The 12,331-nt window shown below is 44.1% G+C and carries 11 protein-coding genes and 3 tRNA genes; 9 read left to right on the forward strand and 5 right to left on the reverse strand.

Features of this window, described 5'->3' with window-relative positions:
- The first annotated feature begins 18 nt into the window (after positions 1-18).
- The 4 genes from DEH07_08570 to DEH07_08585 are packed head-to-tail and all read left to right on the forward strand — an operon-like array spanning position 19 to position 3,235.
- On the forward strand, positions 19-618 hold the full coding sequence (locus DEH07_08570) for a hypothetical protein (protein ID HBY04558.1): 600 nt from the start codon (positions 19-21) through the stop codon (positions 616-618).
- A gap of 47 nt (positions 619-665) precedes the next feature.
- Entirely contained in the window at positions 666-1,562 is an 897-nt protein-coding gene (locus tag DEH07_08575; protein HBY04559.1) for a hypothetical protein, read from the forward strand.
- Between the two features lie 54 nt (positions 1,563-1,616).
- Positions 1,617-2,870: a UDP-N-acetylglucosamine 1-carboxyvinyltransferase gene (gene murA / locus DEH07_08580; protein ID HBY04560.1), complete on the forward strand. Its 1,254-nt coding sequence runs from the start codon at positions 1,617-1,619 to the stop codon at positions 2,868-2,870.
- Positions 2,871-2,917: 47 nt separating this feature from the next.
- Entirely contained in the window at positions 2,918-3,235 is a 318-nt protein-coding gene (locus tag DEH07_08585; protein ID HBY04561.1) for a sulfurtransferase TusE, read from the forward strand.
- Positions 3,236-3,248: 13 nt separating this feature from the next.
- On the opposite strand, the gene ypeB is transcribed toward DEH07_08585, so the two are convergent.
- Complete coding sequence (gene ypeB / locus DEH07_08590; protein ID HBY04562.1) at positions 3,249-4,628, reverse strand: germination protein YpeB; 1,380 nt, start codon at positions 4,626-4,628, stop codon at positions 3,249-3,251.
- Between the two features lie 49 nt (positions 4,629-4,677).
- Complete coding sequence (sleB, locus tag DEH07_08595; protein HBY04563.1) at positions 4,678-5,388, reverse strand: spore cortex-lytic enzyme; 711 nt, start codon at positions 5,386-5,388, stop codon at positions 4,678-4,680.
- Positions 5,389-5,520: 132 nt separating this feature from the next.
- Between sleB and DEH07_08600 the strand changes: the two genes are divergently transcribed.
- Positions 5,521-7,332, forward strand: a complete 1,812-nt coding sequence (locus DEH07_08600) for an elongation factor 4 (GenBank protein HBY04564.1) — start codon at positions 5,521-5,523, stop codon at positions 7,330-7,332.
- A gap of 5 nt (positions 7,333-7,337) precedes the next feature.
- Here the strand turns inward: DEH07_08600 and pdaA are convergent, their stop codons facing one another.
- Complete coding sequence (gene pdaA / locus DEH07_08605) at positions 7,338-8,321, reverse strand: delta-lactam-biosynthetic de-N-acetylase (protein ID HBY04565.1); 984 nt, start codon at positions 8,319-8,321, stop codon at positions 7,338-7,340.
- A 255-nt stretch (positions 8,322-8,576) separates the two neighbouring features.
- On the opposite strand from pdaA, the gene DEH07_08610 reads away from it, so the two are divergent.
- From DEH07_08610 to DEH07_08620, 3 genes are all read left to right on the forward strand, one after another.
- Positions 8,577-8,652: transfer RNA gene (locus tag DEH07_08610), tRNA-Thr, on the forward strand.
- Between the two features lie 16 nt (positions 8,653-8,668).
- Positions 8,669-8,753: transfer RNA gene (locus tag DEH07_08615), tRNA-Tyr, on the forward strand.
- Between the two features lie 26 nt (positions 8,754-8,779).
- Positions 8,780-8,855 (forward strand) — tRNA-Met (locus tag DEH07_08620).
- 94 nt (positions 8,856-8,949) lie between these two features.
- Here DEH07_08620 and DEH07_08625 read toward each other — a convergent pair.
- Together DEH07_08625 and DEH07_08630 are read right to left on the reverse strand one after the other, a co-directional pair.
- Positions 8,950-9,798, reverse strand: a complete 849-nt coding sequence (locus DEH07_08625; GenBank protein HBY04566.1) for a sulfite exporter TauE/SafE family protein — start codon at positions 9,796-9,798, stop codon at positions 8,950-8,952.
- Positions 9,799-9,967: 169 nt separating this feature from the next.
- A complete protein-coding gene (locus DEH07_08630; protein ID HBY04567.1) occupies positions 9,968-10,654 on the reverse strand; it encodes a hypothetical protein in 687 nt (228 codons plus the stop codon).
- A gap of 330 nt (positions 10,655-10,984) precedes the next feature.
- Here DEH07_08630 and DEH07_08635 point away from each other — a divergent pair, with 330 nt between their 5' ends.
- Positions 10,985-12,025: a hypothetical protein gene (locus DEH07_08635; protein ID HBY04568.1), complete on the forward strand. Its 1,041-nt coding sequence runs from the start codon at positions 10,985-10,987 to the stop codon at positions 12,023-12,025.
- Positions 12,026-12,331: the final 306 nt, after the last annotated feature.

The following is a 12,331-nucleotide window of genomic DNA, read 5'->3' on the forward strand; positions in this document are numbered from 1 at the left end:
GTAGGTTAAGGAGGACGTATGCCTAAGAACAAAAAAACTAACTTTCATGAAAGGCGCAGGAATAAACAAAAGATTGTTTTCATTATTCTTGCTGTGGTTTTATCAGTCGGTTTAATCGGTTCGTCGGTTGTCTGGATAGCAGGGGGATCACTGGTAGAGCCTGTGGAAAAAGAGCAAAAAAATGTAACGCCCCAAGATAATATTAAAAATCTAGAAGCCAGTGTAAAAAGTAATCCGAACGATGCTGGGGCGTTGGCCGAGTTGGCCAGAGCTTATGCAAATGCGGGGCGGTCTAAAGACGCCTTTGACATGTATGAGCGGGCTGTTCCAAAAAACCCGGATGACAGCGATTTAGTTCTGGAACTGGCTGCGATGGGTTTTCAGCAGGGTGAGTTTGATAAAACAATACGATACCTGGAAGAAGAAATAAAAAACCACCCGGAAAATGCAAAAGCTTATTACTTCCGCGGAATAGTTTTGGCTGAAGGCAAAAAAGATTATCAAAAGGGCATTCAGGATGTTGAAAAATATATTTTGATGACCAAAGACAGTGATGAGAAAGCCAAGGCAATGCAGATGATCGAAGTGTGGAAGGCAAATTTACCGGCCACCGGTTGATCAACTAAATATCCAATTAATTAATTTAGTTGATTAGAAAGGTAAAAATGAACTTAACTTCTTTTGAGAATCGTCATATGCTTTACGGCAAGTGTTTATCACCATCAGTGTTTGTAAAATATTTTACCGTTGTTTTAACTGTTGTTATTGCCTTATTAATCAGAGTCCCTTCCGAAATAAGAGGATATGCCCACAGTTTATTCTGGGAAGCCTGTCGCATTCATGTTTTACTCAATACATACGACATGCCGTCTTTGGCTGGAGAGCATTTTTTAGTCAAGTATAATAAAGGCGATCTTGAAGGCGCCCGGATTGTGCTAAAAACTGCAGAACGCTATTATGATTCCGTGGCTGATGAGTACGGTTTTACAAGCGCAAAACCTCTGGTAGTGGTTGTCTATTCTTCCCGTCAGGAGCTTAACAACTTTTTTGGCTGGCCCGCCAGTATAAGCGCGATGGGAGCCTATCACGCCGGGGTAATACGCGTGCTGGCCCCCCAGGCGTGGATTTTGCCGGGGGACGAGGCGCAAATGGAAAGTGTCTTCATGAATTCAGGGCCTATGGCGCATGAGTTAACCCACCTTGTTTTGGATAAAGTAACAGAAGGAAATATACCCCGCTGGTTTACTGAAGGAGTCGCTCAGTTTGAAGAGTATAGGCTGACCGGTTTCCAGTTTGGCGGAGGTAATTACTCTTTTGGTAAAAAAGATCCGTATGATTTTGGAAAGATGGACAAGGACTTTGACGATCTGCCTGATCAGACTCTTGCTTACCGGCAATGCTTTTCTGCTATCCAGTATATGGAAAGAAAATATGGACCGGATAGTGTATATCAAATCTTGAAAGTATTGGCAGGCGGTGGTAGTATAAGTAAAGCAATCGACGAAATATTGGGAGCCAATCTTGAAGAATTTCAATCTGGTTGGAAAAGCTGGGCGATCTAGAAGCCTTTTAAGGGATAAGAAGTAATTTGTTGTGTTGCGGGAGGCCCTTTAAGTGTGAGTAAGTTTATAGTCAGGGGTGGTAAAGTACTTTCAGGGAGAGTCCGGGTTAGCGGCGCCAAGAATGCTGCGCTGGCTATTTTATGCGCTTCCGTTATGGCTCAAAGTAACGTACTGCTTGAAAACATCCCGAAAATCGAAGATCTCCGGGTTATGACGGAACTGATTAAGAGTATCGGCGCTGCTTTAAAATGGACGGAAGACGACTCTTTAACAATATCCATGCCCGATGGGCATAATGGAATGCCAACTTATGCCCTGGCGAAAAAATTAAGGGCTTCGAACCTGCTCATCGGACCCATGCTTGCCCGTTTCGGCCGGGCTGAAATATGCCTGCCGGGTGGGTGTGATATAGGTTTAAGGCCCATGGATCTTCATTTTAAAGGCTTTGCTGCTTTAGGAGCAAAAATGTCCCTTGAAAAAGGAATCATGAAGGCGGAAGCAGGTCATCTTGAGGGAGCCAGGGTTTATTTGGATTTTCCCAGCGTAGGGGCAACCGAAAATATAATGATGGCAGCCTGTCTTGCTAAAGGACAAACTGTTATTGAAAACTGCGCCAAAGAGCCGGAAATAGTCGACTTGGCCAGTTTTTTAAACTGCCTTGGCGGGAAGGTCAGAGGAGCAGGAACTGATATTATCAAGATAGAGGGAGTAAAATATCTGAATGGGTGTACTCACTACAATGTTATACCCGACCGAATAGAAGCAGGTACTTTTATGATTGCCGCCGCAGCTACAGGCGGTGATATCAAACTGGAAAATATTATTCCGCTTCATGTGGAACCTTTAAGCGCAAAACTGCGCGAGGCCGGATTGGAGGTTGTCGAGGAAGAGGACTCTCTTCGAATTAGGGCGGTTGATGGCCTGCGTTCCCTGGATATAAAAACGATGCCTTACCCCGGTTTCCCGACCGACCTTCAGTCACAGATGATGACTTTGCTTTCGACTGCGACCGGAACAAGTGAAATTATTGAAAATATTTTTGAAAACCGTTTTCGCGTCGCTGACGAACTCAGACGCATGGGGGCCGTCATTAAAGTAAAAGGCAGAATGGCATTAATTAAGGGTGTGCCCAAATTATACGGCGCACAGGTCAGAGCCACTGATTTAAGAGCAGGGGCAGCTTTGGTTGTCGCAGGATTGATGGCTGAAGGTGAAACGGAAATAAACGGATCGGATTACATTGACAGAGGCTATTACAAGCTGGAAGATAAATTATCTTCCCTCGGGGGCTTGGTCTATAGATCTTAATCTGCATTGAACTCTTTACAGTAAAAGGTTAATTAGGAGGTTTTTGAATGTCAGCAATTAAGATCGGCGACAGGGAATTTGAAGTGGATGATGATGGTTTTATCAAGGACCCGAATTCGTGGGACAAGGATATTGCCGCTGCCCTCGCAGCCACGGAAGGTGTTTCTGAACTCAGTGAAGATCATTGGAGAGTAATTAATTATATAAGAGAATACTATGTAAATTTCCAGGTTGCTCCAATGATTAGAAAGCTTTGTAAAGAAACCGGCTTCAACCTGAAATATATTTATGAATTGTTTCCAACCGGGCCGGCAAAGGGCGCCTGTAAAACAGCTGGTTTACCCAAGCCGCTTGGATGTGTATAGATTTTCGTCGTATTTAAAAACTCAGGATTCCTTCTTTGTTCCTTACCAGCCGCAAGACCTGCTCTTCATTCCCGTTTGATGTGTTGATATAAATTAGGAATGTGTCTTGATCGAGTTCGCCCCGGAATTCATAAGCAAGTACTTCATTGGCCGTTCCCCTGGGGATTAAGGTCAGACGGCCGCTGCTTATTTTTGTGAGATGGGGGCTTAGTTTTTCCCTGGCCTGGGTAAGCGTCAGGACCGGTTTGGGAAGGATCCGTTGATGGTGAGTCATCAGGTAATCCGTTGCCTCGATTCCGAGAATTTGGCCGTTATCCAGGGCTACTGTCACTTTGATTTGATCAGGATAAAGCGTTACCCCGTTTTGTGTTGCGGCAAAGTTAAATACAACCATCCCCGTCCCCTGTTCATAATAGATGGGGGTTACATTTTTGTAACCTTTCTCAGAAAGGAATTGCGCAGCTTTTTCCCTGGCCTCGGCAAGGGTTATTTTGTTGGAGGCGACTTTACGGGATAATGTATACCAGAGCAATTTGCCGCCCTGCCTGCTGACAGCCACACTCAGCCTTTCTTTTCCACCGGAACTCCCGGATGTTGAAATAAGATCGGCCTGAAAAGCGGGTATTTTACCTTCAATTCTACGAATTCCTTCCACCATATATTTAGTTCCCGGCCTGTGTTCGATAAGCTCTAAAATACGTGTTTTTGCTTGAAAGACATTAATTTTTGCGCCTGTGATTCCCTTTGCTGACTTTTCTTCCAGTTTATCTGAAAAAGGGCCGTCGTAAATCAGTGTTGGAAAGCTTTTCAGATTGTCCTCGATTTTCTGGAAGTTCCCGTTGGCCAGTTTTGGCCCTTCTTTTTGAACGACCCTGCCCGTTTGCTGAGCCAGTTCGCCCAAGTATAGTTTGCCTTCAGCAATTCTTCTTTCAGTATCCTGGAGCTCGGTATTCAGTGTTGAGGTCTGTCTATACAGTGTTTGCAAGGTGTTCCAGTCTTTTTGACACTTGGGTTGCCCGGCGGCTACTTTTTGAAGCAATGTGAAAGAATAATCTCCAACCTGGGTTAAGAACTTGGAAGTACGGCCTGTTGCGATGTCAGTCAGCGGCAGTTGGTTCAGGTTTGCCTGGGCGGCATTAGCCCGCTGCCATATTTCTGTAAATATTTTACTGTCCTGTTCAGGCGCCTGTGCTACAAGCACTTTGGAAAGAAGTACTTCGACGTTTTGGACGTTTTCCAGAAGGTCATAAAATGAGCGGTAATATTTATTGTTTAAAGACACTTCAAGTTTTTTACGGATAGTATACTGCTGGTAGCCCCATAGGAATATGCCGCCCACCAATACAACTGCGATTGCTAAAGGCAGAAGCCGGCGCCAGCGTATTGTAGACATTTAATAACTCCCCCCGCAAGATATTAAAATTTTTAGGAACCTTAAATCCTTATCTGGCGAAAATGTGGCGCCCGATTTGGGTAACTACATTACGGGTCCATACCCAGGGACTGACCGGTTTGGCCGGGTTCCAGAAATACAGGGCGCCTCCGGTGGGATCCCAACCGCTCATGGCCATCGTAGCCGCTCTAAGCGAATCGTCTGTCAGCGGGCGGTCGTATTGCCCGTTGCTGACCGATTCAAAAGCCCCCGGCTGGTATACAATGCCTGCAAGTGAATGCGGAAAAGCTGCGCTTTCCAGCCTGTTGAGGATTACAGCGCCTACGGCCACCTTGCCGGCAAAGGATTCGTTGGCAGCCTCTCCCTCGATAACTCTGGCCAGAAGGTGTGTTTCATCACGGTTGCTTACACCCCGGGAAACCTCGGCTGGCGCAGGCTGGCTATCAGGATCACTGCCTGATGAAAAACCCAGCGCAGCCCATGTCGCCGGTCCCGCAACACCGTCTGAAGCCAATCCGTTATTGGCCTGAAAACTGATCAGCGACCGGTAAGTAGTGTTTCCGAATACGCCGTCAACCGGTCCGGGGTAGTAACCCCAGTCATATAATGTCTGCTGGAGACGGGATACATCGTTTCCCGTAAGGCCCCAGTATACCGGCCGGTTTTGCGCCGGGGCTTTTTCGGCGTTTGAGAAAATTACGAAACCACCCAGGACAAGAAAGGCGATGAATAAAACGACAGCTGATTTGTATTTATTCATTTTCTTGTTCCCTCCTACAACTGTTTGGTAATAGTCTTTCTTAACAACTGTTTTTATATGTAAAGGAGTTTGTAAGATTTGTATGTCCGATGTATAATAAACCTTGTTTCTATTTAGGAGGTAAATCATTTTATGGGAAATGGCCAGGAGTTAATCAGGAATTTTTGTATTATAGCTCATATCGATCATGGAAAATCAACCCTGGCTGACAGGCTGCTTGAATATACCGGCGCATTGAGCAAAAGGGAAATGACCGATCAGGTTTTAGACCAGATGGACTTGGAGCGCGAACGCGGAATTACAATTAAAGCACAGGCGGTAAGACTTAACTACAGAGCCCGCGACGGTCTGGTTTATCAACTGAATCTTATCGATACTCCCGGCCACGTGGACTTTAATTATGAGGTATCTCGGAGCCTGGCTGCCTGTGAAGGCGCTTTGCTGGTTGTTGACGCGGTTCAGGGTATTGAAGCGCAGACATTGGCAAACGCCTATCTGGCCGTAGAAAACGACCTGGTTTTAATTCCTGTGATAAATAAAATTGACCTGCCAAACGCGGATCCAGCAGTGGTTATAAAAGAGCTTGAGGATATCCTGGGCATGGATGCGTCCGGCGTGGTGCTTGCCTCCGCCAAGTTGGGGACTGGTGTTGAAGAAGTGCTGGAGCAGATAGTCTTGCATATTCCTCCGCCGAGAGGCAGCGAATCATCCCCTTCCCGGGCTCTTATCTTTGATTCCCATTATGATTCTTATAAAGGCGTAATAGCTTATGTGCGTGTCGTCGACGGGTGTTTCCGCAATGGTATGGGGATTAGCGTAATGTCATCGGGCAAAGATTTTGAAATAAACGAGGTTGGATTTTTCCGGCCTGCCATGACCCCTGTAGACAAGTTAAGAACTGGTGAAGTCGGTTTTATTGCGGCTAGTATAAAAAATCTCAAAGATACGCGGGTTGGTGATACGATTACCGCAAAGGGAGATACTGCATCAGAACCATTGCCTGGTTACCGTAAAGCGACGCCCATGGTTTATTGCGGTTTATACCCGGTTGAAACAGGGGATTATGGAAATTTGCAGGATTCCTTGCAGAAACTGCAGTTAAATGACGCTTCCCTGGTTTTCGAACCAGAAACTTCCATTGCGCTGGGTTTCGGTTTCAGGTGCGGGTTTCTGGGCCTGCTGCATATGGAAATTGTTCAGGAAAGAATAGAGCGTGAATACGGTTTAAACATGATTATAACCGCTCCCAGTGTGGTTTACAGGATAACCAACACTCACAGGGAAGAGTACTATATCGAGAACCCTGCAAAGCTTCCTTCTGCAGGAAGTCTTGAAAAGACGGAAGAACCTTTCGTTTCTGCTGTGATCATGATGCCCAAGGAATATATCGGATCCGTCATGGAGCTTTGCCAGGAGCGCCGGGGTGTGTTTTTGAACATGGAGTATCTTGGAGAAAACCGGGTGATGATTACATACGAAATTCCCTTAAGTGAAATTATTTATGACTTTTTTGACCATTTAAAATCCCGCACACGGGGGTATGCTTCCCTGGATTATGAACTCGCCGGGTACAGGGAGGGCAGGCTGGTCAGGCTGGATATTTTGGTTAACAGCGAGCCTGTTGACGCCCTTACCTGTATAGTTCACGCCGATAAAGCGTTCCAGCGCGGGCGGCAGTTGGTGGAAAAACTGTGCTCCCTTATGCCGAGACAGCTTTTTGATGTGCCTATCCAGGCTGCGGTGGGCAATAAAGTAATAGCGCGGGAAACCGTCAAGGCGAGACGAAAGGATGTGCTCGCCAAGTGCTATGGAGGAGATATTACCCGCAAGCGCAAACTTCTGGAAAAACAAAAAGAAGGCAAGAAACGCATGAAGCAGGTCGGTAATGTGGAGATTCCCCAGGAAGCTTTTATGGCCGTACTCAGTACTACTAAGAAAGAATAAAGCGTTTATTTTTTAACCAGGTCATCCAGCGTTTTGAACGTATATCCCTGAGCCTCTATATCGCTGATCATTTTATCAAGAGATTCCAGATTGTCCTTGGATACGGCGTGTAAAAGTATCAAGTCGCCGTTATGCAGGTTGTCCATTACAGTTTGATAGGCCTCCTGCGGACCCCCCGGAAGAGGTATCCAGTCGGCCATAGCAAAACTCCAGAATATAGTATAATAGCCGAGGTCCTTTGTTTCAGCCAGTGTTCTTTCACTGTATTCACCCATTGGGGGGCGGAAATAAAACATTTTATTTCCTGTCAGGGCAGTGAAATCAGACGCCAGTTTTTCAATTTCTTCCTTGATCTGCCCGTCTGTCAAACTGGGCATAGAGGGATGGTTTACCGTATGATTCCCCAAGATGTGTCCTTCCTGAATCATCCTCTTAACCAGTTCCGGCTGTGACTCCAGGTAATGCCCTGTAATAAAGAATGCCGCTTTGACGTTTTGTTTTTTAAGAATATCTAAAAAACCCGTCGTATAGCCGTTTTCATATCCCTCGTCAAAAGTAAGGTAGACGGTTTTTTCATCCGGGCTGCCTATCCAATAGGCATTGTTTTGGGCTAAGGTTTGCCGGATGCCGGCCGGCATCTCAGGCTGAAGATGGTTGCTGTTTCTTTTTAAACCCCAGCCATGCAGTGAATTGGAAAGGCTGCCGTACTGGGAAGATACGGGTATGTTTTCTGATTTTCCCCCGTTTGCCGGGGTTTCAGATTTCTTAGTTGAAGAGCTCTGAGCAGAAGAGTTTTTAATTGAAGATTTATCTGAACTTGACCCGTTTTGGGGTTGAGTTTTCGGAAGAGCTTTTTCAGATCTGGCCTGTTGGCTGGCTTGTTCTGTTTTTAAATTGCCCTTCCAGGAAAAATACAGATTTTTGCTTGCATAGCCGGTAACCACTGCGACGATTAATATTCCTGCCAGGATTAAAAGAGTTTTTTTCAAATTAATACCTCCGGTTATTGTTATAGCGCATGTCCTTTTTTTAAAGTTTTAGCAAAAACACAAATTATTATCCGGTATGGTTTTAATTTGACAGTATCCGACTGAATCCTTCTTGAATAAATTAATTATTAAAACAACCGACAGATTTGGCCGGGCATTAATTAAAACGCAATCCTATTGACACAGACAGTATTTTTTGCTATTATAAGTTCTGCACGCATTAATAAAGCCGCCAGGCGGCTTTAAAATTGTGTCGCCGGTGTAGCTCAATTGGTAGAGCGGCTGATTTGTAATCAGCAGGTTATGGGTTCGAGTCCCTTCGCCGGCTCCAGATATGAAGAGATCCGGGAGGGGTTCCCGAGTGGTTAAAGGGAGCAGACTGTAAATCTGCCGGCTACGCCTTCGTAGGTTCGAATCCTACCCCCTCCACCAATACAGTACAATTCAATATATCTTATCGCGGGGTGGAGCAGCTGGTAGCTCGTCGGGCTCATAACCCGAAGGTCGTAGGTTCAAATCCTACCCCCGCAACCAGGAAAAGTCAAGCGTCTCAAGTGATTGAGACGCTTTTAATTTTGCGTTAAAATGATGTCAGTATTGATAATACTTATACTTTCAAGCTCGTGTTTTAATTAGGCAAGCAAGGTTCTTGAATGGAATCGGATTTATTATTTCCCTTCCGTACTTTATTGAATATTTTTACTGCGGAGATGATTAGAATCGATCCCAAAATAAGTTTCAACCAATTACCCGAGATATAAATAATTAGCATGCCGCCAATAAATGAACCGATTATTGAACCGATTCCCATTGGCAGGACCAGTTCGGAAAGGTCTTTTTTGTTTGCAAAAGCGCCGTTGGTATAATGCTTACCCAGCCCTATAATCACTGTCGGCAGGCTGATCAGTATGCTTGCTGTCCCGGCCAGTTTAATATCGACGCCAAAAACAAGTAAGAGGGTCGGAATAATTAACTCACCGCCGGCAACTCCCAGCATACTGCTGATCATGCCGATACCTATGCCAAACGCCAGGGCTGTTAGAAGCAGGACCGGGAAGGGCGCTGAAATTCCCCCTGTTACAAATGGGGAAAACGATTCTCCTATGAGCAACAACCCAATGAACAGTAGCAGAACTAGGATAACCTTTTCCAGAGTATGTTCAGATATTTTTTTAACACAAAGCGCTCCAATATATGCGCCGCTCATTCCTCCAGCAATAAAGGCTATAATTATCGGTACAAGAGGAACTAATTTGGGAAAAGGAGCACTGGGGATTCTAAAAATAAGCGATGATAAAAGTGTTATTAGGCTCACGGCTAAATTTAGCGATACAGCCTGACGGGCTGAGAATTGAAATAAGCCGACCAGTACCGGCAGCCGAAACTCAGCGCCGCCTAAACCGATTAAGCCGCCTAAGCAACCTATAGGAGCACCTATCAGTAAGGCATATAAAGACTTTTTATTTTTCAAACTTATCCTCTCCTGAAATGGGCAGGATTGTAGCCGAGACGTAACATTTTAATGAGCCCATGTTTCTCAGATTTGAAACATGGGTTTTTATGATGGGTCTGATACCCGCAAGGAATTGCAGGGGTTGAATGGACACAGGCTTCAGCTTTGGCCGAATAAGGCAAACCCCGTGATTCTAAAGCAGGTCTGGGTTTCCTATATTATGTGAGTATATAGTGCCCGGTGGTTTGTTTAACCTTAAATCCAGGTCCAGGGATTTAAGCAAAAACAGTAAAGTGTGCTCACTTGATTGTGTGTGAAGATCTGCCTCGATTTTATCCAACAAGCCCGGTATTAGAGGCTCCAGTTTTTGAAATAACCTGAGTGTAACATACTGCTTATGAGTGTCAGGCATTATAAATTCAAAAGCGTGAATTAATTCATGCAGTAATGTAAGATCAAGATCTTCTCCTGCGGAAATTTGGGCGGGATCAATTGTTATTGTCTTTCTGGCGCCCACACACTGACTGCAGCAGTCTTCAATTTCTTCTAGTTTAAAGATCCAGGTGTCCAGTATATGACTGTAGCTAAAAATATTTGCTTTAACTTCTTCCCAGGTTCCGTCTTCCATTTCCGTAGAACACACATACGGATCTTTATACTCATTTAAAAGCATGTCTTGAAAATAATCTTCTTCGTAATGATAAGCCTGATCGGCTAATTCTTTTTCCTCTTTTGTCCTGTTGCGCCGCCATTCAGAAAAAATTTCTTTACTCCAGGTATATTCTAAGGCAATTAATTTTTCTGCCGCGGCTAAAAACTTATCCTTGGCGATTAAAGAAAATATTTCATTTTTTCTTTTTTTCAGTTCTTCGTCTTTCAAAGGTGTATTTGCTCCTTTTTAAGTATTAAGTAATGGATTGACCTATGCTGCTAAAGCAGCTCCGGCAGCAGGATGAAAGTTCATCAGCAAAGGGAGGGCAATGCCTTAAGTTCCCTTTCTATAAAATAATTCTTTCTCAACTGATAATTTCCCTCTTAACGACAATTAAAGAAATATACCATATTATGGTAAGTGGCAGATTTTTTGTCGGGCAAGCATTATGGGTAGGAATCTTACATCATTCCGGTTTTAGTTGTAGCTGCAGGATATTTTTTATAAATATCGAAGATGGCTTTTAAAAGAATAAAAAAATGAACTGAGGTTGTTTCCATGCCTTCCAAAATATCCTTTGAAATTGATTATATGAAAAGTGTATTTTTAGATCCCCGAAAGGGATTTGAACCTACTGAAGAAAATATCCAAGTGCGTTATGATCCCCTGACCGGAAAGACAGGCCACTTTTCGCATGTCGGCGCGATTAATGCACAGAAACTTGACCTGGAAAAGTATCAGGATCCATTGGTTAAAGGTTACTGCCCTTTTTGCGGTGAGCTGAAAACTCAAGCTACGCCGAAATTTGCGGATGAATTAATCTTAAAAGGCCGCATGATGCAAGGGGAATCTTTGCTTGTTCCCAACCTTTTCCCTTATGATACTTATAGCGCCGTAAATATAATGACCGATGATCATGTTGTTCCTCTGGATGAATTTAATAATAAAAGATTAACTGATTCATTCTCAGTTGGAATTGAATTTTTAAAAAGGGTCAAATCAGAGGACCCGTCTATCCCTTTTCACCTGATGGCCTGGAACTATATGCCTCCTTCGGGCGGCGGCCTGGTTCACCCGCATCAGCAATACTTTGCCACGAAATACCCTGGCAATCAATTCTTTAATGAACTTAAAGCATCGAAAACATTTTTTGAACAGCACCAGGTGGATTATTGGTCGGAACTTATTCGGGAGGAGCAAAACAGGGGAGAGAGATATATAGGGAAGCTTGGAGACTCATACTGGCTTACTTCTTTTATTTCACTGGGCATTCTCGGAGAAATATTGTGTATTTTTCCCGGTGTTTTTTACATTGAACAATTTACTGGTCAAAACGTTGACGAGCTTGTATCCGGACTCCGTATAATTTTTGAGTATTATTTAAAAAAGAATATATACAGCTTCAATGCCTCGTTGTTCTTTGGCCCGGGAGAACAGGGATATTTTCCCGCCCACTTTCGGATTGTACCCAGGACCTTTCTGAATACAAGGGACTATGCGCCTGATCTGAACTTTTTTCAGGCAATCATGCAGGAACCGGTAAGTGTGGTAATGCCCGAAGACTTGTGCAGGGAAATAAAAGAAAATTTCAGGGTATAAATAATAACGGGCTGTTTCAAGGTTACTATTCACAGTCCTATTTAATTTCCATTCATGAAATAGAATGTTCTTTATCAAATAAATAACATCACCTATTCAATAGAGAAAAGGATAAAAGCGCGGCAAACGCAACATCAAAAGAAATAAATGCCGCGCTTTTTTTGATTAAAATTTTTAAAAAAACAGAACTCCAACCATCCGATGTCGAATATTGCATTATGAAAATCGCGGTGGAAGGAAATTCGTATGGAATATCGGACAAGGCCTGAAATAACAGAAGATAAGGTTGAACAGATCAGGGGCATC

Source organism: Desulfotomaculum sp., from assembly GCA_003513005.1.
Taxonomy (GTDB): domain Bacteria; phylum Bacillota; class Desulfotomaculia; order Desulfotomaculales; family Nap2-2B; genus 46-80.